This window comes from Arthrobacter sp. yr096 (assembly GCF_900108925.1).
GTDB lineage: Bacteria > Actinomycetota > Actinomycetes > Actinomycetales > Micrococcaceae > Arthrobacter.
This window is the reverse complement of sequence record NZ_FNYI01000002.1, coordinates 405289-428478: the sequence shown is the minus strand read 5'-3', so window position 1 is coordinate 428478 and position 23190 is coordinate 405289. Positions and strand designations below refer to the sequence as shown.

Here is a 23190-nt window from a genome sequence, read left to right as displayed (position 1 = left end):
ACCGGAGTACGACGGCGGTCCAAGCCTACGTACCGACGGTTTTGCTCGCGCTTTGCTCGACTCAGACCAACGCCGTCATGACGTTCCAGCCTTCTCCGATCTTCTTCCTGGGTTCAAGGTGGCGGCTGCCGACGCCGGGGTAGAGCCAGAGGTCTCCATTGGCGTCCCGCGCGATGATCTGTGAATACCCCGGGTAATTGCCGTCGAATCTGCCGGTGGAAATGATCGCCGTCATGACGTTCCAGCCCTCGCCGACCTGCGACCGCGGCAACCACCCACCCTTCCCGTCACCGGGGTAGAGCCAGAGCCGTCCGCTGGTATCCCGCGCCATCACGTCCCGTTTGCCATCCTCGTTGAAATCACCCCGGCCGATCAGGGCTGTCATCACGTTCCAGCCTTGGCCGATTTGGACGCGGGGATGCCAACCACCTTGATGGTCGCCGGGATACAACCAGAGCCGGCCCTCCGCGTCGCGGGCGATGACGTCTGCGCAATAGTCGCCATCGAAGTCGCCCGGACCCATGATGGCGGTCATGGCATTCCAGCCTGTGCCAACCTGCGTGCGGGGTTTGAATCGCCCGCCAGCGGCAGGGTAGAGCCAGAGGTCGCCGTTCTTATCGCGGGCGAGGACGTCGTCCGAGAACTCGCTCTGAAATTTTCCTGCACCGATGATGGCCGTCATGGCATTCCAGCCTTCGCCCATCTTGAAAGGTGGCTTCTTCCAACCACCCTTGCCGTCGCCTGGGTACACCCAAAGGTCACCAGCCCCGTCGCGGGCCATGACGTCTTCGAAGTAGCCGGTGTTGATGTCGATGTAGTCCCAGTTGTTGAAGGCCCGGCCGCCGCCCAGGTCTGCGTGGGCAGGAACTGCAGTGGGACCGAAGAGCAAGGCAGTGGCCGTCGCCAGCGCCATGACTCCAAAACGGCGTCTCCGTCTTCCAGACGTATCAGGGCATGAATCCGTGGTCGATTTAGATCGGAACATCACTGTTACCCCCATTAGCAACATAACCATCACACGATGCAGGGGAGCCTAGTCCACTTGGGGTGGTTTTGTTAGGGGTTCGGGCTGTATCCGCTGCTCAGGCGCGACCTTGAGTGAAGTGCGACGGCGGTGAGCGCCTTGGGTGCCGACGGTTGGCTAACGCTGACTAAGACTTGGGGGGATCCTTGGGACGGCATGCTGCGCTTGTCGGCGGTATCCTCTCGGATTTGCGCTCGGAGATTCGGAGCTCTCAAGGTGCCGTGCTAAACGGCATGGTATCGCTAGAGAAAGACAACCCAGCCTGGCTGGCCCAGCCTGGGATTTCTCCAAGATCGATGATCATGGACTAATGCCTCAGGTGACCTGTAGTTTGCGGGTGCCCCTGGGGTCCCTGGTTTCCCATTCGGCCGAGTGGAAAAAGTCCTGCAGGGTTGCTGCTCCATTGTCAGTAATTCCTGCATTTTGTTCTGCTAGGTCAAACAATGGAAGATAGCCCTTTTGGGCAGCGATCTCGTTGGCGATATTCAACGACTGCCTTTCGATGGCGGAGATTTGCTCATTTTGAATAGAGCTCTGTGCAGCGTGCTCGCAGCCGGAGATTTGTAGAATGACCATGAGATCAAAATTCCGTTGGTCGTGGTTTTGCCAGATGCTCTTCAACTGGAGTGGCCCCGTTATGGTCTTATCGGCCCTGTATTCGTTGCTATCCATGCGTACCCTCACCTAAAAAACATTTGCTCTTGTGTTCCTGTACCACAGGCTTGCAGAGTCTGGCGCGACAGGGCGTCGAAGGAACCTTAGCCGTCAGGGAAGTTTACGGTCCACCATGTCTCGTACCAAACTCCACTTTCCAGGTCCCCTGCACCGCCACTGTAAGCAAATGAAGTACTCCGTAATTAAGAGATCCATGAGCTTACGATTTTTAGGCTAGTTTTTGGAGGGATATTCGATCAAGGGCGCATAGTACAAGTGAATTGCGGCCTGCGGTCGTCAATGCAGCTAGTCAGCACGAACCAAGTGTAGCCCACGGTGAGTCCAACGAGTCCAGTGGGCAAGGGTAGTTCATTCCTCGAGTATTAGCATTTGTTTCCAGTGCTGGCTGTCTTAATGCCAATTGCTTGGATCTGCCGTCGCGGGGCGGATCCAAGCCTCATAATCTTCGTTCGCAGGGATTCCGTGATTGCTCCCATTCGCGAACTTCAAATGCGTGGCCCCTGCACCGCCCTAGAGAGTTTTCCGTAGCCGGACGCCACCCGCGGTGTGCCTCAGTCCGGGCTTGGCATACAGCCATGCCATCAGTCCGAGCAGCGGCACAACGAACAACACCAGAACCCAGATAATCCTCGCCGTTTGGCTGAGACTTGGGTCCCGAAGAACGTCGAAGACAGCCCAGATGATAGATCCCATGACGAAGACCGCAGATAGTCCGGCCAATGCGGCCAGTGCCCACTGCCAAGGCTCCATGCCGTCCCTTTCGTCCCGTCCGTTCGGTTCAAACTAGCACTAGTAATTAGTTGGTGGCATCCTTGCTGGTCTTGGCTTGAGCGTTTTGTCCCGCGTCGCGCCGCCTTCTTCCGGGGCCATTCCCGCCGGAGCCGGCGACGAACCCGAAGTCGTACTTTCCATTGTCCGGTCGTGAAATAGGAACGTCTCTGGTGCCCCAGTACCTAGGCCGGGCTTGTGAGCACTCATATATGGGGGTTTTGGCACCTAATTGTGCTCTAACAGCACCTAGTTTGAGGGTTTCGCCACCTAGATGCGGGTTTGTGGGCGCAGGCTGTGCGAGTCAAAGCAATGTCGCTTCCACAGGAGTAATTATGTTCACGGAACAATTCACCGAAAACGGAAAAACTCGCCCTGATTATTACGCGCGGACCTTGCCACTCAAGCAGAGGATGATAAAGGCTGCCGCTGTTCTACTGACCACTGCAACTTTGCTGTCAGCTGTAGCCCTAGCGGCAAATGCTGCACCTCGGGGTGGGGTCTCACGATGGTAAAACCATTAGCTCGTCCACACTGGTCATGAATCCGGACAAGCAAGCCTTGGAGATGCTCGGCCAAGCTGTCCAAAAGGCTAAGGCTCAGGACCCGTCTGGGTTCGACCAGCGGATTAAGCTGATCACGTCGTCCAAGGCTTTGGTGGAGTATTTGGCAAGCTACAAAGGCCTTGACCGAAGCATGCAGATCGAGGGCCTGGCGGCGTCTATGCCTACAGATGCGTTGACCGGAATGGCAGACATGATGGACAAGAAGGTGATCGAGTACAAGGTCCGTCCGGCGTCGGCCTCAAGTAATTGGGTGACGATGAGCGTCAAGCAAGACAGAATGGCCTCATACTCCGATAACTCAGGTGCCGTCACGACGTTGGGGCTGGGGTCGTTGCCCCAATGTCCATCCGCGTGGGCTGCCTTTTGGGCCTGGTTTGCCTTCAATACGGCATTTTGCGCCCCCTTTGCCGCGTACCCTCCCGCTGCGGTTGCTTGCGCGCTTGGGCTTGGGTTGGGCGGAATGATAATCGACTTCAATAAAGGATGCTGACGGGCGGGCAGTATGACCAAGGCCAGAAACTTCTCGCTCTCCTTGTCCCTGGTTCTGGGTGCAGGAACGCTGGCTGTCGGTTTAGTCCCTCAGCCCATGGTCTTTCTGGCCGGTGCTCTGCTTCTCGGCCTCCTCGGAGTTGTGACTCTGCGCTTTAGAGGGTGGCGATGGGTCCAGGACCGAGAACTTGAGTCAAGCCATTCTGTCTTTGCTGTTGGTTGCGTTGTTGCCATGACCTTGGCGTCACTTCTCAGGAGTACGGATTGGAGTTTCGTGCTTGTTCCAGTGGTCAGCATCGCAGTGACAACCAGTGCGTTCTACTGGCTTGACCGGCACGTCGACATTCAGGATTCCAGGTCGTCGAGCGATCCATAAGCCGAGGCAGTGCCTTATCAAGAATCTCAGTCGCAGTTCAACAGGAGAGATATGAGAAGGGTTCCAGACCCTCTGCAGATCGCGGTGTTCTTCGCTTTGGCGATTGTGTTCGCCACGTGGCAGCCGTTGGTCTGGTGGCGTGCTGCCGCTGCAGTTCTCATGCTGGGGTTCGGCTGCTATGGCTTTTATGTGTTGCGGCGCAGCAAACGACAAGAGTCCAGCCCGGAGCCTGACGAACTTGAGTCACGGGGAAGATGATGATGGCCTGTGGACTGACGCCTGCGGGGCATCTCCTTATTACTGGGTGTTTTTATCCGTGCGAAGGCGGTTCTGAAGATCCGGGTCACCTGAGCCGGCGACAAACCCGAAGTCGTACTTTCCGTTGTCCGGCCGCGCCTCCCGCTCCAGCTTCAGCGCCGTCGTGGGCGTGACTAAGGTCTTTGCTATCCCGCTTTCCGTGTCAAAGGTGAAGGACCCGAAGATCGTTGGGTCCACGCGGTGCCGTAGCAGGAGTGTGGTGTCCGAGCCACGAACTTCGGAACCGACCGGGTGATAGTCGTCCAGGTGTCGGCCCCAGATGGGCAGGGACAGCGGGAATGAGAGCTGGACGGCTTCAGGAAAGGAAAAGGGGATACGCTCAATAGAGAGGCCGTAGGGATCATCCACACCGTCGGTCTGGATGATAAGTCTTTGGGGGTCGAAGGTTAGGGTGCGTCCGTCCGGCAACTCCTTCGCAGACCACATGAAGGCCCTCGGGTGCACTGAAACGGCATAACTCATCTGATGGTTGAGGCCTTGGCAGAACACTGTGGCGTTATAGGCGCTTGCTTGCCCGCCGCCCAGCGCCTTACCGATCGCCATCGCGAGGTTCTCAGAGGAAGTGTCCACGCCTCATCCTTGCACGAGCCCGCGAAGGAGGGTTCGCCGTCGTCGTTTGGTAGCAGTGACTTGCGCAGGCGGTTCCCCAGTTGCGCCACTCCGTCGTGGAAGGGCGATGTACCCGGCCCACTTATGGGCTGTTTCGCCGCTTGCCACGCACGATTGCTGGGAGGAATATCGACTTATTATCTGCATGGCTGAACAGGGCCTGTGGTGTTGCTTCGTGGCGGCCATGAGCCGCATCCACGTACCGGCGTTCCTCCGGCAGCCGCCGGGCGGAACGGGCGCTGGCTCCAAGGTCTGACTTCCGTCAAAGTTGGTGAGTCGATGAACCGCCGGGCCCGCCTAGTGCGATTGACCGCAATGCTGGCCGTCGCGGCTTTGGCGGGTTGCACAGCCCTGGACCCGGCCCCCTTGCCGCCCTCTATCGAGGCTGATGCCATGGCCTCCCTCGACTATGCGATGCAGGAGTTCATGGATCAGGATGCTCTGGCAGTCCTCGCGCAGGTGCGGTGGCCGGGCGGTGAATGGTCCAAGGCCTATGGGGTCCGCGACCTGGAAACCAAGCAGCCGGCCCAGCCAGGGGATCGGGTACCGGTTGCAAGCGTCACCAAGACCATGACGGCGGTCTCCGTGCTGAAACTTGTGGATGACGGTCTGATCGCCCTTGATGATCCTGTTAACGGCCTTTTGGAAAGCTTCGGGGCTGGGCTGAAGCCTCCCGGCCCAATCACGGTGCGGCAGCTGCTCGACCACACCTCCGGGATGCCCTCCTACGGAGACGCGCTGTTCCGAAGCGTGGATGACGTGGTGTCCGCATCCAATCAGAGGCTGACCCCGCTGCAAGGTCTCAAGATCGCCAGCACCCTGCCGTGGGATGAAAGAACTGTCGGGTTGTTCCACTACTCGGACTCCAATTACCTGGCGCTGGGCCTGATCCTGGAGAGGTTCCGCGGCAAGGGGTACCCGCAGATACTTCGCGACGACATCATCAACCCCCTGGGGCTGACTCATACAACCATCGACCAGGAGCTCTCGGACGCCCCCGACCTCATCACGGGCTACATCACCATCCGCGGCAAACGCGTCACCGGCAGCCCTACCCTGGAACAGCTCGGTTCCCCGTCCCACGGCGTCGTGTCCACCATGTCCGACATCAACGACTTCATGGCTGCTCTCTTCGGCGGCTGGCTCATCTCTGCCAATGCGCTGGCCCAGATGCAGACGGCGGTGATCGGCCCCTTTGCGTTGGGGATGTTCAAGTGGTCACCGGATTGCAGCGGTGCCCCGCGCTTCTTCGCCAGGGGCGGTTTCCTCGATTTCCGGACTATCGCGCTCAGTTCCGCCGATGGACGTTACCAAGCAACCATGACTTTGGCCCCCGCCCCGCTCCCGTCCCCGCAGGAGAACCCGGACATGCAGGACGAACGCGATCTGATGAGCAGCCAAATACTGTCCGCGCTCATGGAGGCTCAGGACCTGCTGTGCCGGTAGCGGTGGGTCACCTCTGCTTTGGGAACCGGCGTTGATGTTGCCGACGACGGCGGTAGGGACTTCCCTGGCGATCTCACCTCGAGGGGCGCTTTTGTTGGGCTCATCCTCCGGGTGCCTCCTAGGGTGCTTCCTTTGGGTGCCGAACTGCAGGTCAGCGCGGACTCCGGTTGCGCCTACCCGCTTAGGAGGGTTCGCCGTCGTCGTTTGTCAGCAAGAACTTGCGCAAAAGGTTGGCGAGCTGTGTGCGCTCGGTCTTGGAGAGTCCTTCGAGCATCCGTTGCTGATTTTCCACGTGGTGCTCCACCACCTCGTCCACCAAGGTGCGACCCTCGGGGGTGAGGCTGATCAGCAGTTGCCGACGGTTTTCCGGGTTGGTCTCCCTGTGAACGAGCCCGCGGGTGACGAGCCTGTCCACGCGGTTGGTCATGGCCGCGGAACCGATCATGGTGAGGCTGGCCAACCGCCCGGGTGTGAGCGGAGCTTCGGCGGCCGATCTGCGGAGCGTTGCCAGGACATCGAACTCCCACGGTTCCAACCCGAACCGGTTCATGAACTTCTGCACGTCAAGTGAGGCCAGGCGGCTGGCCCTGTTCAGCCGGCCCAGAACGCCCATGGAGCTGACGTCCACGTCGGGCCGCTGCTTGTTCCACTGTTCAAGAATCAGATCTACTGCGTCGCGGTCCATTGTCCTCCCATGCTTGACCTCAAACAGTACAGCACCTACATTGTCTTACATCAAATAGTTCGACATCGAAATATATGAAAATGAACAATGATTAAAGCGTCCCCTCGCGACCTCTTCATCACCGCCCTGGCACCGATGGTGTGGGGCTCAACGTATCTGGTGACCACCGAGTTTCTCCCCGCCGACCGACCACTCCTCGCCGCAACCGTTCGGGCCCTGCCGGCGGGGCTCGTGTTGATGCTGGCTACCCGGACGTGGCCGCGGGGGAGTTGGTGGTTCAAAGCAGCGGCGCTGGGCGCGCTCAATATTGGGCTGTTCTTCTTCCTGCTGTTCTTCACCGCGTACCAGCTACCCGGTGGGCTCGCCGCACTGGTGATGTCCGTGCAGCCGCTGTTCGTACTCTTCCTGGGCGTGCTTCTTCTGGGGGAGAGGATCCGCCTGATGCACGTGGTTGCCTGCGCGGTGGGAGCAGGCGGTGTTGGCTTGCTCGTCCTGCGGTCCGACGCGACGCTTACTTTCGTGGGTGTGCTGGCCGGGATGGCGGGGGCGCTCAGCATGGCGGCGGGCATCGTCCTCACCAAACGCTGGGGAAAGCCCGACGGCGTGGGGCTGCTTGGGTTTACCGGCCTGCAGTTAGCGATGGGTGGAGTCATGCTCCTGCCGGTGGCTCTGGTGGTGGAGGGGCTGCCGGGAGCGGTTTCTTTGCCTAATGTGGCGGGCTTTGCTTACTTGAGCGTGATTGGCGCCTTGGCGGCTTACGCGGTGTGGTTCCGGGGGATCCAGCGATTGCCCACGATGGTGGTCTCGTTCCTGGGATTCCTGAGCCCGCTTGTGGCGACGGTGCTGGGGTTCGTGTTCCTGGGGGAGGCGTTGTCGGGGTGGCAGATTGTGGGCGCGGTGTTGGTGCTGGGGGCTGTGGGGTTGGTGCAAGGGGCGGGGCTGCTGCGGTAGGCCTTGCGCTTCCCAAGGGCGAACAGGTTCAGGTGAAACCAAATCGCTGAGATAACCCGCAAAGGTGATACGCGCCCGCGGTGCGCCTACGCTGCTCATGACGTCGTTTGGGCTCGGAGATGTATCCCAATAGCACTTGCTTGGAGGTACTGTCCCGCCCGCATGGTGCCGCGGGGATTTGAGGCTGGCTTCTGACAGTGTGGGAGTAATGCCGAATATGCCGGTTTACCTCGTTGCATAGGGGCCGGGGTGCCGTCACTGGGAGCCTAGTTAGGCCGTCCGATCCGTGGAAGGGGATTGGTGACACCAGACCATCGGGAGTTCTCGGAGGTGCTGATGCTCAGTATTTGCAAGTGGCGCTAGGAAATCGGCGTTCGCTGGGTCGTTCCATAGGCATTTTCCAGTACTAGGGGGCGGATACCTTTGAATCTACGTGTCGGGAGATCGCCGCTACGGGCTGGGTCGGACTTCATTGCGACGAGGTCTTGAAGTGGAACACCTAGACGAGCCTAGCGATCACTCACATGTTGGCTGTTCACCTCCTAATTTGGGTCGTCTCGCCACCTAGATCGGCTGCTTCTGCCCGTGCATGAAGCCCCGGGGTGCACTCTGGACTGGTCAATGCAAAGGCGTTCTTTACGAGGAGTAGTTATGATCCTGCTGGACAACTTAGGGGTCTCCCACTTGGGCCAAGTTCTCACCGCGATATGTGACGTCGGCTGGCCTTCTCATTTGGCGCCAGTTCGATGCGCGGTTCCCGGCCAGGACTTGGTAACCTGGTCAGACTATGAGTGACGAAATCCGGGGAGAAATGCGAACCCCCATCCCAGTGATAGACCTGTTTGCCGGTCCTGGAGGTCTCAACGAAGGATTCTCCAGCATGGGTGAGGAAGACGGCGACCCGATCTTTCAAACAGTTGGATCCTTCGAGATGGAGCCGAACGCAGTTGCAACGCTGACGCTTCGATCGGTCTTCAGGCACCTCAAGCGAAACGGTGGGGTGCCGGAGTCGTACTACAAGTACATTTCGGGGTCGAAGTCTTGGGAGGACTTTAAGCAAGAGCCTAGAGTTGCCGCTGCTCTTGAGGTTGCGACGGCCCATGTACACGAGATTGAACTTAGTGAGGCAACTCGCGAGGATGTCGCGCAAAAGATTAAGGATGCACTGGCAGCTGCATCCAATAACTCTGACGGAGACTGGGTACTTATCGGGGGGCCGCCCTGCCAAGCCTACTCACTTGCAGGACGGTCCCGTCGGACGAATGACAAGCAATTTGCCTTCGATAAAAAACACTTCCTCTATGAAGAATATCTAGACATCATCAAGCAATTTGCCCCTGCTCTCTTTGTGATGGAAAACGTGAAAGGCTTGCTCTCCTCTACTAATCATGGCGTCGGAATGTTTGGCCAGATTCTGCACGATCTGCAACATCCGAGTTCTTCCCTGACGTACGAAGTCCGTTCACTTGTAATCGATAGGAAGAGCGGAACACTCTCTCCGAAAGACTTCGTGATCCCCGCAGAAGATTATGGCATTCCACAGAAACGTCACCGTGTCATTCTGTTAGGAGTCAGATCAGACGTTGTCGAGAGAACCAACCGCGCCGTCCTAGAACCGAGTTCTAGAGTTACGGTCAAAGATGCCATTGCAGATCTGCCGTTCCTGCGTTCAAAGATCTCGCCGAAGCGTCATGACAGCCAAGAGAATTGGGACACCCTTCGGAAACGTGCTCTCGGCCGTCGCGATCAGCGTTCTGCTGAAGTCGCGTCTGCATCGGCTGATTCGGGCCCGGACCAAGTGGGGCAGCAGGTGCAGGAAGATGGCCGCCGCGCTGCTGTTATTAGATATCGAAAGTGGATTGAAGACGATGCTTTGGTGTCGCCGCTGCAGCATGAGTCCCGTAGCCATATGGAATCGGATATTGAGCGTTACGCACACCTTGCGTGGAAGGCCGAGGAACTGGGTAAGAGCCCCAAATTCGCGGACCTGCCTGAAGGCCTTGAGCCCAACCACAAGAACATCGGCGGAGACAACACACCGTTCCTGGATCGATTCCGGGTTCAGGTGTGGAACGAACCATCGACGACAATCGTCTCGCACATATCCAAAGATGGGCATTACTATATTCATCCAGACGAGTGCCAGATGCGAAGTTTGACGGTGCGCGAAGCTGCAAGGCTGCAGACGTTTCCCGATAACTATTTCTTCGAAGGCTCGCGGACAATGCAGTTCCACCAAGTCGGAAACGCGGTCCCACCACTCTTGGCCAGGCTCATTGCAGAGAAGGTGGTCGAAACCCTGCGTCTCGATGGAACTGAGGATGTGAGCGAAGACTAGAAGTCCGAGAATCCTCTCTCTCTTGCTTTGTGTAGGGTCGCGACAAGGCGGACGCTTTGACGCACTGATGGGAATCCGTTCTTACGGCCGGTTACCAAATCGAGGATGCCAATATCCGTAGGCCCCGCGACGCGATTGGCGATGGCGAACGTGCGCAGGCTCTCCCACTCCGCCTTGGTGGTCGACAAGACTTGCGTCTGTATGTCAATGCCGTTGTCTATCTTCTGAGTAGCCTTGGATGTGGTCTTGGCCTCCGCTCGGACGGACGAATCGATGAGCTCCTTCGTGAAGCTCTGTGGCAAATCGAATGGCGCGGCTCTCACTGTCTCCCAGCATGTCGCCGACTTGGCCCATTCGGTTACGTTCGCGACGCGGCGAGTCGGTGACGTGAGGGAGCCGGACACGAGTTTTCCGACTGAGAGCGCAGTCGTCGTCATGGCCTCGGTCAACGTTTGTTGCTGCCAAATGGCCGCGAAGTTGAGGTGCTTTCCGGGGGCCTGCCTGCCAATTTCGAAGGCCAACTTTGCCATCGTGTATGTGACGATATTCGCCAAATAGCCCTTGTCGTACCAGTCTGCCTTGGCAACAGAACGTCGGATTTCCTCGTACATGATCGCTTTGGCGACGAGGTCCCGGAAATACTGTTCGTTGATTTCTTCGTTGGAAGTCTCCCATATCCTAGCGATACCTTCGGCGAAAGCCACAAAGTTCTTTTGTGCACCGGCACTAACGACATATGGTTTTTGATCCCATGAAACCGCATACTTTGCCGCGTCTGTCTTGGTGAAAACCTGGCTTCGCGGATAGGTGGCCGCAAACTTGGTCGCATCGGTAGCGGAGAGCTTATTTTTTTCGTTGAGGTACTGGCCGCGGGTCCGCTCGTAGTACCACTTAGTGTGGTAGTTGACGCCAGGGCGAGCAGGGACGAGCAACCTTCGCGAGAGCTCTTCCAGCCGAATATGGAACGGGCTATTTGAGAAGAAGTCTGCCTCGCTGACGCGGTTCTGGCTGTTGGCGAAGCGCGAGATCTTTGGAACGAGGTCAACGGCCTTCTCCGGGTCTACGACCACGAGTTTCATCGGCACGAACACGTCACTGAGTACCGAGCCTTTGGCGTTTTCCCTCGCCACGTAGAACAGCGAAGCAGTGGTCTGTCCACCGTTCACAATCTGGAGGTCAACGAGGGACGTTGCTCTGAGCCCATCCGAAGTCCGTGTTAGGCCCGTGGCGGTGGCGGTGATGCCGTTGTTGTACGCCATGAACATCTCAGGTTCGGACAGAATGGTCGTCTTGATACCCTTATTGACCTTGCCCCGCCCGCTTAGAAAAGATCGGACGTTCCCTTCGAGAAGTCTGCTTCCGTACTGCGCATACAGGTCGGCAACGAGGGCGCCGGGGACGGCAGCCATATACGTAGCGAAATCCGTCGAATCACCGCTAATTTCTAGTATTGGCAGCCCCTCCGGTACCCACTTCGTCAAGTTGATCTCGAGGGCTTCACGGCCTTGTTGGGACTCCTGAACTTGGTGGAGTCTTTGCAGGTCCCAGAGGTGGAAATCTATGGGGACCCCGTTAAGAGTCGACGATGGGACTCCCTTGATACGGTCGCTGAGTCGGCCATTGGTGACGAGGTAAAGACGGTAACGCGAGACCGCTCGTCCCCGGTGGTGGAGGTCTGTTGCGAGCTGATATGCGGCTGAGCTTTCTTCTCTGCCAGCCGTGAAGTGTCCGGAAACTGCTTCCGATAGAAAGTTCTCGAGTGCTGATAGACGTTTTTTGGCGTCGGTAGCAGTGACCACGTCGATGGAGTCGGAGTTCGAGTGCAGAAGAACGGCGAGTGAGACCGATTCGTCGGCATCGTCCAGATCGTACGCGTTGACGGCAAGCTTTTTGTTGCGTTGACCAGACCCTTCAAACTGCATCACCGTAAAGTCTTCAACTTCACCGGCTTCGGCGAAGCGTTCCGACACCTCTGCCATGAAGGCCATAGAGGTGTAGTCGTTATCGACTGCTGCGCGCGCGTTGACCGTGTTCTGCAGGTCCAAGTAGAAATCATCAAGATTCATTCGACGAAACCTTCAGTTCTGCTGTAGGTAGCCCCAGCTGTGAATAATCGCATTCAAAGGGCGCTAGATCCGCCAGATCCAGGGAGTAGGAGACGCGGTTGACGCCTGCTGGAAGCATGCTGGGCTCGATCCGCGGAAAGGACTCAGCTACTTCCAGATATCGAACGCCTGTCGGCAGGAAGTGCATGTCGGCGTAGACGTCGTCGGTTCGATCGAAACGGAGTTCGGCGAGACGTTTCACAAGTTCAGACTGCGCAACGCCAGCATCTTGCAGAAGTCGGTCCGTTCGGTCGAGGAGCGCAGGAATCGTCAGCGCCCCTGGGGTCTCTGTCATGGCGTCATCAGCGGCCACGACGCAGACGAAGAGGCGCTCATCCGGCAGGCGATTGAGCTGGTTCTCCGAGGAAATCTGAATGCGTCGAGCGTGACTGTGAACAGTTTTCACCTCAATCAACGGCCCGCCAGGGAACTGAAAGTCTTGGTCACTTTGGAACGGCCCACGCCATGCATCCATTACGTGGCGGATGGAGCAATCTGGCACTAGGTTCGAGAAGCCGACCCAAAGTTCGCCGAAAAGGCCCCGCGCAGCTTCCAAAGAGAGCCGCTGACTCGCCGGAGCCCGAAGGAGGGTCCGCCACTCCTCAACACTGGCAATGAAGGCTGCAAGCCCTTGGGCTTCAGAGCTGGTCTCGGAGACACGATCCACGATATGCGCGCAGAGCTGGACGAAGACGTCTGTAAATCTGGGTGCCTTGAGCGTAAGCAGGAGTACCCAATGGCCGTCAATGCTTCTCTGAGTGCGTGTCACATCAACGGCATCTGACAGCTCCGGAATAGCCGGCTTGAGGCTGCTGATGGAACAGAACATCGGTTGTCCAGCTTGGTCAGTGCCACAGACGAGGCGAAGATCGAGATCCGGATCGACTTCAAGTGTTTTGGGAAGCCGTTGCTCGATGGCGCTCAACCATGTGGCTTCGATGGGATTAGACATCGTCATCCTCGTCAGTGCCGGAGTACTCTACGAACCACTGTTGCTGAGCGACAGTGTTGATGAGGTAGCGAACGTCGCCGTCGCGGTTGTTGACGTCGAGGCGGTTCCCCGGAAACGCCAGCTTGATGCCAACGATTTGCTCTTGTTCAATGTTCGCGACTTTTTTACGATCCTTTTCTGGCAATTCCTTGAAGTTAGGCACCAGAACATAGACAAGCAAGGTTGGCCTCGGAAGGTGCTCGTAGATTGCTGATTCTGGGACTTGCTTTCCCGGGTACTCCTGCTTGAAGCCTTCGGTAAGAGAGTCATCGGTGGCGGTGTCGAGTATTTTTCTGAGGTCGTCGCTACCTGCCAGCCTGCTACTTTTTCCTGACACGAGCAGTTCGTCAGCGGCTCCCACGGTCATAGTTCGGGTCGGTGGATGGATCTTCACACCGCCAAACGATTCTTCGGAATCGACCGTCTTTGTACCGTTGACGAAGACTACATCCCACTTCGAGAACTTGGCCGTCTTGTTGTTCTTCACAAACTTGCTGATGGCGTTGCCGTAGAACAGTTCGTCCATCCTGTGTGCTGTGTATTCGTCAAGGAAGGCGCCGACCAAGCTTTGCGGGACGTCAGTGAAACGCGGGTAGCCACGTTGGGTTTGACCGGGCCGGCCAAACGTTCCGACGAGTGCCTCAGCCAGAGCGATGGCAGCATCCCTGTTTTCCTTTATGGTCGTTTTTCTCGGGTCGAGCCGTGAGGTTTCAATGCGCCGCCCGATAAGGCTGATGACCTTAGGCTCCACTGCGGCCGACTTGGACTTATTTTTTGCCGTGATCAGAAGTGCTCCAGGATGCATGCGGATAGACAGCCCGAAATCCAGGGGGGTCAATGACTGGCGCTGCATGAGTTTCAGATCCGAACGTAGTTCAGCTACAGCGTCAGCGATAAACCGGTAATCTGCTGCGACTCCAGGATCGATCCAGATGCGGCAGAGGTCTTCGTATTCGTCCCGATAACCGAACCAACGAGCCATCTGCATCATGGTGTCGGCTGCACGGACGTTTCGGTAGTAGTAACTCACCATGAGGCCTTCGAGGGTGAGGCCGCGGCTGAGCACGTCGCCACCGATGGCGATGACGCGCTTTGGCATTTCAGCGCTTTGCTGCTGTTCCTTCAGGAGCTTTTCGGTGTCCGAGTTGAATGTCCTGACAGTAATTTCGTTGGCTGAGCTCGGGAGCGCAGCCAAGACTTCCGACCACGTAGGCCCAGCAGCGGAGTAGAACGTTTCGAAGGTTGACTTCAGACCATCGATAATGTGGTTTTCGACGCCCTCTGTATAGAGGATGGCGTGGGCTTCGAGTGCATTCTTGATGTTATCGAGTTCATGCTTCACCAAGTCGTGCAAGTGCATCTGAACTCGCTTGAAACGAGAAACGTTGATGAGCATCGAGCGGCGTTTGTCTTCGTGGCCTCGAAGATCACGAATGGCGTTCGCTACAACATAGACGCGGATGGCAGTCTTTAGGCTGTCAGGGATGGCGTGGATGGCATGGTACTGCTTGTGCTTGAGCGGCAGTAATGGCTCGACGTCGTGGAGATCTATGACGCTCACTTCATTGATGTCGTCCTCGGTCCCAAAGACCTTATCGGCTCCCACATAGTTTGTGGGAGCCTCCAACCCGTAGACGAAGTCCTTCGGAAACAGGTCGGGGTGAACTTCGCCGTCCTTGACAGTCTCGGCCTCGTGGTCGATGAGGATATTGGCGAACGGAGTCGCCGTAATGGCGACATAGGAGTTCCGAGAAAACTTTCCTAGGAGCCTACGAATTAGGAAGTTCGTCTTGGTCGGATCGTCTTCCTTGCCCGTGTTTACCGAGCCGTAGTCTGATTCGTCGTCGACGAGCAAGAGAGGCAGATCGATCCGGCCATGAGACTTTGGCTGGTCGTTCGTCCAGTCAATGAGCGCTTTTAGGACATGGACGTTCTTCTTGACGACGAAGATGAACGGGTTGGGCGATTCCTCGGACACGCTGATGCTGGTGGCATCCTTACTGGCTTGCAGAAAGTCCTGGACAACTGTCGTCATTCCGGTTGCGTACGTCAATTGTTTGTTCAGCCGGCCGACTCCAACAAACCTATCGGCGGCGGTTCCCGTTCCTGACCTAGAAACGTTTCGGCTTGAATCTTTGCCCAGAAATCCTTCGTCAACACGAATCTGTGTTTGCTGCCTCAGGGACTCCGTATTGCCAGCCAAAAGTACGACCAAGCGGTAGCCCGCGTCGGCTGCCTTGTTGAGCAGACCCAAGTACGTTTGCGTTTTGCCTGACTGCACGTCACCGATGATTAGGCCTTTTCGGTCCCAAGGTCCAGGCAGCGTCGGGTCTCCGACGTAGTCGAGGATTTCGTCAGTGAATTCCTCCATCTTTTCGAGGACTCTTGGAGAACGATTGTTGTTACGTAGCCATTGCTTGTAGGTGAGCCACCGAGTCCATTCGATGTGATGCTTTTTTGTCGCGAGCCAAGGCTTGAAATCCTTGTCGGTGATTCCGACACCGATCTCGACGTCGATACTCAATTTGCTCACAAGCCGTCGGTGAACTGCTGTGATGTCGTTGTCAGAGACGTCGGGAGCTACGACAGGGCGGAAATTTTCCAGCTGGTCGTGTAGGTGAGACTCGCTGTATGTGTCATCGCTGAGCAGAGCGCTCACCACGGTCTCAAGTTTTTCCATCTGAGAGCGGATGACACTGGGGTCGGTGGCGGCCTGGCTAGTCATTTACGACCTTCCAAAGTAGTTCTGCGGGGGCGGATGCGAGAGCGAAAGGTTCAATCGAAGCCATAGCTGAGACAAACTGCTCCGAGTCACCTCCGCTTGCTTTGTGTGCTTTCCAAAGGGCCGAGGCCAAGCCTTCGAGTTCTGGAGCGGATGGCTGAAGTGGTGAGTGGCTCTCGTCTTGGCCGAGTCTGTTGTACGCGTCCTCAACTGGGAAGGTCGATTCCAGAAGCGAAAGCACCGCCGACAGTTGCGTCACATCGTTGGGACTCATCTGCTCGGCCAAAATTTCCAAAGCTGGGTGCTGCCGATTGATCTCATATCTGAAGGTGCCCCGATCATCGACTACGTTCCACACGGGACTCGTGCGGGACTGTTCTTGGACGATGCGGCCACGGTAGAGGTGGACACGTTTGCTCGGCTCTACGATGCGCCCCGCGATCCGGCGAAGATTGTCCCGAATCTGCGGCGGTGGGGCTGCTGAAGCCTTCTTAATGTCCAAAGACCACAAGTGATCCAATGTGTTCGGGATATCGACTTTGACTCTGGCGAGTTTCCCTAGATCGTCCTTGGGTGCTATTCGGAACCAAGTACCCCAAATGACCAACCGCTTGCCGCGATAGATATAGAAGCCCTGGCTGTCCCTGACCCGGCCTGCGACTTGAGCCCGCTTCTTTTCTGCGGTCGTCATCAGGTTTAGATGCGGCAGCGTGTACGGCTGGACGTCAATTCGTTCCCCGTCGACGGAGAAGGACTCGGATGGGCCGAGTTGGGTCGCCTTGTTGGACTCCAGGAAGGGATCGGAGCCTTGTACCGGTGTGCGGTTCAGCGAGATACCGAAGCGCAGACCGTGTTCGCCTGCAAGAAATCTATGGAATACAAGTGCTAAGTGGCTTTTGACATCCATCATGGCTGCATCGAACGACGAGCTGAGATCTCCAACGGTCGCTTCGAGCCGGTCAAGGTTCCGCCAAATGACGAGCGTCCCCGAAGTGAGTCCGGCGAGTTCGTTGAATCGGGGGAGCTCCTGCAATTCATCTTCAGCTAGGACGAGGAGGCTCCAGGATTGCTGTTCGATCATGTGATTTATGTTCCATTCGAAGCCGCACAGGACGCCGTCGTGCTTCGAAACGAGTACCAAGTCTCGGCACTGCGACAACGACGCCGTCTTCAGTCCGAGTCCAAAGCGTCCCAAGTCCTTCGGATTTCTCGACTTCATCGGGCTGGCACCTGCTAGGCGCATCGCTTTGATGGCATCCTCAGCCGTCATGCCCTTGCCATCGTCGACGAAAGCGACGTACGGATCAGGCTGATCGCCGAAGAATATGTCGACGTTGGTGGCCTCGGCGGATATCGAGTTGTCTATGAGGTCAGCAACAGCTGTCTGAAGTGTGTAGCCGACGGCGCGCATGGACTCCATGAGATGCGGATCCGGCGGAAGGATTTGCTCGGTTGTCACTGACCCCCCAGTTGTAGTTCGTGCCGTCAACGTTGCCCAGCACTTTGGATACTAGCTGGCAGTAACGGCAAAGTATGTTTTATCAGTCTCCTGGGGACCGGGCCGGTCATCAGTCGTCGAGCAGGGACGGCTGAATATAGGGTGCTACTGGGCTTCGAGTACCGTTGGTCCGGGTGGTGAGCGATCGAAATTTGGCCAAATTGTCCACTACTGATTGGGCCAGATCGAGTATCTCTGAAGGTTTGGGCATTTGCATGGATTCGTCCACGTTAAGCGTTTCAACTGAGCGGGAACAGGTGTTCACAGGCCGGATATTCGCTCAGCGATATACTCCGCGTCCAGCCCCACTCCGCCGACGATTGCTGAGTAGTGCCGGGTTAGCCACGGCAATCCGACGACGTAAAGGCCGGGGATATCCGTGACCCCCTGCGAGTGTCGAGGGTAGCCCCATTCATCGACTAAAGGCAGGTCGACGAAACCGAAGTCGAGCTTGAACCCGGTTGCCCACAAAACGGACGTGATGTTCGCATCGACGATGTTCAGCTCAGTTTGTTCTGAGGGAATCCAGTCATCTGGCGGCGGAGGCGGCTGCTCCGGAGCGTCGATCCCTGCCGCCGCAATGTACGCATCAATCGCCCTTCCCGAGCGTTGCGCGAAGATCGACTCAATCGTGCCAAGACGCTCGGGGAGGTCGTTGCTTAAGGTGATGTCGCCGTCGTCGATGGTTTCCAGATGGCCGTGCAGGTGCATGCCGCGCCGGCCGAGTTCGCGGAGGTGGATGCTGTGGCCGCCGTCGATGCCGGAGAGCAGTGGGTTGGGGGCGAAGCGTAAGGCGGGGGAGGGGAGCGCCTCGGTGGTGAGGGCGTTGACGCCGAAGTCGGGGCCATGTTTGCCGGTTTCCAGCATCCAGTAGATGAGGTCTTGGCCGCGGTATCGGCGTGGCGCTTCGGGAACGATGGAGACGGAGAGGTGGACCTCGCGGCCGGCGGCGTGCAGCTCCTCGGCAATCTGCCCGCCCGACTGACCGGTGCCGACGATGAGCGCGGCCCCCTCAGGGAGCTGCGACGGATTGCGGTAGTCGTGAGTGTGGAGTTGGGTGACGCCGGCGTGAAGCTTGGCGGCCAGTGCGGGGATCTTGGGGACTTGGTAGGCGCCCGTCGCGAGGACCACATTCCGGGCCCACAGGTTTCCGAGCGACGTTTCAAGGTTGAAGCCACCGTTCTGTGCTGAGGTCAACCGGGTCACGTCGACACCCGTGTGTACTGGGGCGGAGATCAGTTCGGCGTACCGCCTGAAGAGGTTCACCACAGCGTCCCTGGAGATGAACGCGTCGCGGTCGTCGCCGTCGTACGGCATCCCAGGGAGGTCCAGCGCTAAGTTCGGGGTGTTCATGTAGAAGCTGTCCCAGCGGTCCTGGAATGCGCCGCCCAGTGAATCGCGCCGATCCAGGATTCGATGCTCGACGCCGAGTTGCGTGAGCCAGTAACTCGTCGTGAGGCCGGCTTGGCCTGCGCCGATGATGACCGTATCCGGGGTCGGTCCCATGGGGTGGAGTTTACGCCTGGGGACGGTGTTTGGGGACGGCCGGATGTTGGTTAGCTATTGGCCCTGCGCCTCGAAGAAAGCGGAAAGTTCGTCGTCCGTTGGCTCACGGATCTCGACGGGCGTCGTCGCTGGGGTGGACGGCAGGAAATCGTTAATGGACGTTTGACCTTCCAACTGGGGAATTGGTTCAAACGCGGTGTTGTCTGCCATCTTGTGCTCCTCGTTCAGATCCGCTCAGACCACCCTATTTGGGCTCCGCCGCAGTTGCGCGGATACGCGGCCGCAGGATGCCGCGTGTGTTCAAAGGACGTAGGCTTTCGGGAAATGAATCTGGGGGGATGATTTGCACATGTCGACCGTAATCGTGATTCGGGTACTGGACATCACAATGTGGGTGATGATCGTTCTCAGTCTGTTTCTGCTGTTCAGCGGCCTTCTGAACAACTTTTGGGCAACGGTGTGCCTCATAGGGACTGCCGCTCCGTCAATTACCAGTTGGGTGATCAAGGACAGGCTCCAAGGCACAACCAAAAGTGAGGATTCGCAGTAACGCCGGCGTTGGAGGCGACGGGCTTCCCGTGGTGGTCACCTGGCGGGTTTGCTCGGGATCACTTGGAGAGGGCCAGGATATTCGGTTCGAACGATGGATGTGGCAGGGCAGCCGCCACCATTTCAGCTTCGCGTTCTGCCCTGCGAGGGCAGCGCAGAAGGCGGCCCTAATGCCTGAGTTTGCCCCTCCGGAACACATCCGATGGATAAATATTGCCCAGCACTAGCTATCTGCTCAGAACTCTGTAGACTTGACGGTGTTGTTGTGTTTGGCATTTGGTAGTTCAGGCAGTCCCCACGGTCCCTCTGGATCGTGACCTTCTGAAGTAACGGTGGAGAACACCCCACACCGGAGACCCGAAAGTCGGGAGAATCTCCACCTTCAGTAAGGACTGAAAAAATGGCTACAGGTACCGTGAAATGGTTCAACTCCGAAAAGGGCTTCGGCTTCATCTCTCCTGAAGATGGCAGCCAGGACGTTTTCGCTCACTACTCTGCGATCAACTCCTCGGGCTACCGCTCCCTCGAAGAGAACCAGAAGGTTTCCTTCGACGTCGAGCAGGGCCCCAAGGGTCCCCAGGCAGTAAACATCCAGGCTATCTAGTCTTCGGATAACTAAGAAGCAGGGCCGGTCATTGACCGGCCCTGCTTTTTTGTCTGCCGTCTGATAGAAGATATCAACTAGTCCAGAAAAGTGCTTTAGAACATATATCCACATAGTGAATTACGCCGCTGTAATTCACCCCCAGCCGTCCGTAGCGTGGAGATCAAGCAATCACCACGGCAAGGGGTCCTGATGAATAACCCGATCACTCCACCAACGGCACAGCACCTACTGCTCCAGCACCTAGATCACCCCGCCGAGCACCTAGTTTCACCCAAATCAGCACCTAAACAGGCCCAAAGTGGCCTGTGCAAGGCTGTTTTGCCACCTAGTCCCGTTTTCTCGATCTAGCCTGCGAGGTGAGCCGCATGTCGGGCATCCAGAGAAACAGAAGGTCAGGTCGAGTGTTCGATTCAGAGGTTCAGCGAATCCTCGACTTTGTTGCGCGCGGCATAGGCGTGCGGGTTGTGGGTGCACCTGGAAGCGGTAAGACCACTGTGGTCCGTAGCGTCGTCGCCAACCTGCGGAAGACGGGCGTCACTGTCCACTTCGTCAGCGGGATGCGCACTCACCGCAACATCCCTTACGCCGCCATCAAGGGACTCGGACTGGAGATGAGGCCCGGGCGCAGCGGCGTCCTGGACATCGCTGATGTGTTCTCAAGCCAGTTGGCCAGTGCCGGGAAGCATCTGTTGGTGGTTGACGATCTTCACTTGGTAGACAACGAGTCACTGGCAGTCCTGGAGGCTGTGAGACGGCGGTCGGACTGGCCAATGGTGGCTACGGCACCCGAAACCTGGGCGTTCTCAAGAGGCCAGCTGGCCGTGCTCAACAATGGTCGCGAGGCTCATCTCCAACTGGATCCCCTTCACTACGAGCAGGTTCACACGCTGATCGCCCAAGTACTGGGTGCGCCTGCCGATGCAGAAACAACGGCCCGGGTCCTCACAAAGTCCGGCGGAAATCCGCGGCTCATAGTGCGGATCGCGGAGACCGCATCGCTCAGCAACCTCGTTGCCATGCAGGGCGAGCAGTGGAGCATGACCACCAACACCCTGTGGAATGAGCATCTGCGCGGAACCTTGGAGGCCTTGCTGGCTGAACTGGGCCCGGAGGAGTTCAACGCGCTCCACATCATGGCGATACTGGGAACGGCCCGGATCGATGTCCTGCAGAAGGTGGTCCATCCCGACGTCCTGGAGAGCCTGGAACGTCGGGGTTTCCTGTCCGTCCTGAACGATCACCATAACGGTGCGATCGGCGCCATCACCCCACCGGTCATCGCTGACTACTTCCGAGGCCAGAAGATGCTCCGCGACAGGCACCTCCTCAGAAGCAAAATCGCCGGAGTCCTGGATGCCGTACCGCAAACGGACCGCGATACATCCACGACGGCTGACTGCCTAACCCTGGTGCTCGCTGAACTGCGCCTCGAAAAAGGGGACGACGACGCTGTCACTGCCCGCCATTTCCACGATCACAACGCCGCGCGTGAACGGGTTCGTTTCGAACGATGGGAATCGAATAAGACGGCGGCAAACGCGGCGGCGCTGCTTCGGATCTACTGGGGTGCTCCGGTGGACGTTCAACGCGCCACTCGCGTCTGTGCAGAAACAATGACTTCCGACGCCGGCTCAGGAGACCTGCTGTTCGTCACCATCACCAAGGCCATGCTCGCCGTCCACACCGGACAAGGGCCGGGAGCCGCCGTCGAGATCCTTCAGAAGTTCATTGCCGACCATCCTCAGCACGCGGCGGAGGCCAAGGACGCCATCCTTTTCCTCAGTGCCTCCCATGGCAGGGTGCCTTCGGGCCCGTGGCTTGTGGAACCTGAACAACAGTCCTCGGGAGTGGGGAAGTTGGTGAGAGGCCTCATTGAGCTGTACCGTTTCCGGCCCGCGGCAGCCCTGGAATCAACTGATGGTGGGGACGAAGAGGACACCTTCCCACACCTCCGTCCCTTCATTCGTGGGTTCGCACTGTTTGCCGAAGGACGGATTGAGGAGTCACTGGTCTTTGCGCTCGGCTGGCGGACCGAAGCCCGGAAGAACCTGGACCAGTTCGGTGTGGTGACCAGCAGCTACATCGCCGCCCACGGCTTGCTCTACCGTGGCCAGTTCGAAGAAGCCGAATATCTCATGAGCAGCGTCTTCGCGATGGGCCGGCCGGGTTTCGTAGTCGATTCCCTCTACGACGCGATGCTACGGCTGGCCGGACTTCGCCATGCCGCCACGGCCATTTCGCCGGCGCTGTCCATAGCTGCACAGGCGCGGGCTGAAGCACCCGACGTCGGTCCCTTGCCTGGTATCGGCAAGGGAGCCTACCAAGTCATCACGAATGACAGCGCCAAGCCTTCAACATTCGATCGCAAGGCCACAAAACTCATTCGGCGTCAGCTCAAGAGCGGTTACATCCTCGAGGCAGTGATGACTGCGCTCGTCTGCACCTGCCTGTGCCCGGGCCGTCCTGTTCTGGACATACTCCAGAGAATCCTCCGGGAAAGCGGCAACACTGTCCACGATCAGCTCATTGGAATTGCCAACGCGGTGGTTGAAGGTGACCACAAGTTGCTGGGCCTGCTCCTCAAGCACTACGAGCCTGATCCCGACACCTACCAAGTTGGCATGCTGCTCCGGGGAGCACTCAAACGGCACGTGATCGACGGCGATGCCGCGGCGGCTGATGCGATTGCCCAAGCATCGTCCATGTTCGCCGTGAGGTTCCCCTCCGCCAACGAACAGCTCTCCTTCAACACGTTCAGTACCACTCCACTGACCGAGAGGGAGATTGAGGTGGCCATGCTGGCGGGCCACCGGTCCAATGTTGAAATCGGGGAACATCTGGGCATCAGTGCCAGGACCGTGGAGAACCACATCTCCAACGCGCTGAGAAAGACCGGTGCGACGTCCCGTAACGGCCTCTTCATGCTGGTGGCTACTTCACTACCGCTGAGCTGAGCCGGGATAGGCT

Annotated in this window: 18 protein-coding genes; 7 read left to right on the top strand and 11 right to left on the bottom strand. The window is 57.9% G+C overall.

All coding sequences use genetic code 11. The features are described 5' to 3' along the window. Positions 1 to 61: 61 nt before the first annotated feature. The 3 genes from BMY91_RS06695 to BMY91_RS06685 all read right to left on the bottom strand — a co-directional run bounded on the left by BMY91_RS06695 (position 62) and on the right by BMY91_RS06685 (position 2449). The gene (locus BMY91_RS06695) at positions 62 to 913 is read right to left on the bottom strand and encodes an FG-GAP repeat domain-containing protein (RefSeq protein ID WP_090820170.1); all 852 of its coding nucleotides are present in this window, start codon (positions 911 to 913) and stop codon (positions 62 to 64) included. 426 nt (positions 914 to 1339) lie between these two features. Beyond that, positions 1340 to 1696: a hypothetical protein gene (locus tag BMY91_RS06690; protein WP_090820168.1), complete on the bottom strand. Its 357-nt coding sequence runs from the start codon at positions 1694 to 1696 to the stop codon at positions 1340 to 1342. Between the two features lie 513 nt (positions 1697 to 2209). After that, positions 2210 to 2449, bottom strand: a complete 240-nt coding sequence (locus BMY91_RS06685) for a PLDc N-terminal domain-containing protein (protein WP_090820166.1) — start codon at positions 2447 to 2449, stop codon at positions 2210 to 2212. Positions 2450 to 3007: 558 nt separating this feature from the next. Between BMY91_RS06685 and BMY91_RS06680 the strand changes: the two genes are divergently transcribed. Together BMY91_RS06680 and BMY91_RS06670 are read left to right on the top strand one after the other, a co-directional pair. Then, positions 3008 to 3523 (top strand): hypothetical protein, encoded by a 516-nt coding sequence (locus BMY91_RS06680; RefSeq protein ID WP_139244847.1) that lies wholly within the window; start codon positions 3008 to 3010, stop codon positions 3521 to 3523. A gap of 426 nt (positions 3524 to 3949) precedes the next feature. Then, positions 3950 to 4156, top strand: coding sequence for a hypothetical protein (locus BMY91_RS06670; RefSeq protein WP_090820160.1), 207 nt, complete (start codon positions 3950 to 3952; stop codon positions 4154 to 4156). Between the two features lie 39 nt (positions 4157 to 4195). Here the strand turns inward: BMY91_RS06670 and BMY91_RS06665 are convergent, their stop codons facing one another. Beyond that, positions 4196 to 4786, bottom strand: a complete 591-nt coding sequence (locus BMY91_RS06665; protein ID WP_090820158.1) for a hypothetical protein — start codon at positions 4784 to 4786, stop codon at positions 4196 to 4198. A gap of 354 nt (positions 4787 to 5140) precedes the next feature. Here BMY91_RS06665 and BMY91_RS06660 point away from each other — a divergent pair, with 354 nt between their 5' ends. Next, entirely contained in the window at positions 5141 to 6271 is a 1131-nt protein-coding gene (locus BMY91_RS06660; protein ID WP_256212640.1) for a serine hydrolase domain-containing protein, read from the top strand. A gap of 181 nt (positions 6272 to 6452) precedes the next feature. On the opposite strand, the gene BMY91_RS06655 is transcribed toward BMY91_RS06660, so the two are convergent. Further along, on the bottom strand, positions 6453 to 6956 hold the full coding sequence (locus tag BMY91_RS06655; RefSeq protein ID WP_090820154.1) for a MarR family winged helix-turn-helix transcriptional regulator: 504 nt from the start codon (positions 6954 to 6956) through the stop codon (positions 6453 to 6455). A gap of 87 nt (positions 6957 to 7043) precedes the next feature. On the opposite strand from BMY91_RS06655, the gene BMY91_RS06650 reads away from it, so the two are divergent. Together BMY91_RS06650 and BMY91_RS06645 are read left to right on the top strand one after the other, a co-directional pair. Beyond that, the gene (locus tag BMY91_RS06650; protein WP_090820152.1) at positions 7044 to 7907 is read left to right on the top strand and encodes an EamA family transporter; all 864 of its coding nucleotides are present in this window, start codon (positions 7044 to 7046) and stop codon (positions 7905 to 7907) included. A gap of 880 nt (positions 7908 to 8787) precedes the next feature. Next, a complete protein-coding gene (locus BMY91_RS06645; RefSeq protein WP_256212622.1) occupies positions 8788 to 10245 on the top strand; it encodes a DNA cytosine methyltransferase in 1458 nt (485 codons plus the stop codon). On the opposite strand, the gene BMY91_RS06640 is transcribed toward BMY91_RS06645, so the two are convergent. The 6 genes from BMY91_RS06640 to BMY91_RS23090 all read right to left on the bottom strand — a co-directional run bounded on the left by BMY91_RS06640 (position 10242) and on the right by BMY91_RS23090 (position 19277). Then, complete coding sequence (locus tag BMY91_RS06640; RefSeq protein WP_090820148.1) at positions 10242 to 12311, bottom strand: AIPR family protein; 2070 nt, start codon at positions 12309 to 12311, stop codon at positions 10242 to 10244. The genes BMY91_RS06645 and BMY91_RS06640 overlap by 4 nt on opposite strands. Beyond that, positions 12301 to 13302, bottom strand: a complete 1002-nt coding sequence (locus BMY91_RS06635) for a PD-(D/E)XK motif protein (protein ID WP_177179859.1) — start codon at positions 13300 to 13302, stop codon at positions 12301 to 12303. Before BMY91_RS06635 ends, BMY91_RS06640 begins: the two co-directional genes overlap by 11 nt. Continuing rightward, on the bottom strand, positions 13295 to 16066 hold the full coding sequence (locus BMY91_RS06630; RefSeq protein ID WP_090820143.1) for a Z1 domain-containing protein: 2772 nt from the start codon (positions 16064 to 16066) through the stop codon (positions 13295 to 13297). Before BMY91_RS06630 ends, BMY91_RS06635 begins: the two co-directional genes overlap by 8 nt. Beyond that, positions 16059 to 17522: an ATP-binding protein gene (locus tag BMY91_RS06625; protein ID WP_143054042.1), complete on the bottom strand. Its 1464-nt coding sequence runs from the start codon at positions 17520 to 17522 to the stop codon at positions 16059 to 16061. Before BMY91_RS06625 ends, BMY91_RS06630 begins: the two co-directional genes overlap by 8 nt. A gap of 300 nt (positions 17523 to 17822) precedes the next feature. Continuing rightward, positions 17823 to 19067, bottom strand: a complete 1245-nt coding sequence (locus BMY91_RS06620; protein ID WP_090820137.1) for a flavin-containing monooxygenase — start codon at positions 19065 to 19067, stop codon at positions 17823 to 17825. A 54-nt stretch (positions 19068 to 19121) separates the two neighbouring features. Next, positions 19122 to 19277: a hypothetical protein gene (locus BMY91_RS23090; RefSeq protein WP_177179858.1), complete on the bottom strand. Its 156-nt coding sequence runs from the start codon at positions 19275 to 19277 to the stop codon at positions 19122 to 19124. A 739-nt stretch (positions 19278 to 20016) separates the two neighbouring features. On the opposite strand from BMY91_RS23090, the gene BMY91_RS06610 reads away from it, so the two are divergent. Beyond that, positions 20017 to 20220 carry a transcription antiterminator/RNA stability regulator CspE gene (locus BMY91_RS06610; protein ID WP_011773907.1) on the top strand — a complete coding sequence of 68 codons (204 nt, stop codon included), beginning with the start codon at positions 20017 to 20019 and terminating at the stop codon, positions 20218 to 20220. A gap of 404 nt (positions 20221 to 20624) precedes the next feature. Next, a complete protein-coding gene (locus tag BMY91_RS06605) occupies positions 20625 to 23177 on the top strand; it encodes a LuxR C-terminal-related transcriptional regulator (RefSeq protein ID WP_256212621.1) in 2553 nt (850 codons plus the stop codon). The last annotated feature ends 13 nt before the right edge of the window (positions 23178 to 23190 follow it).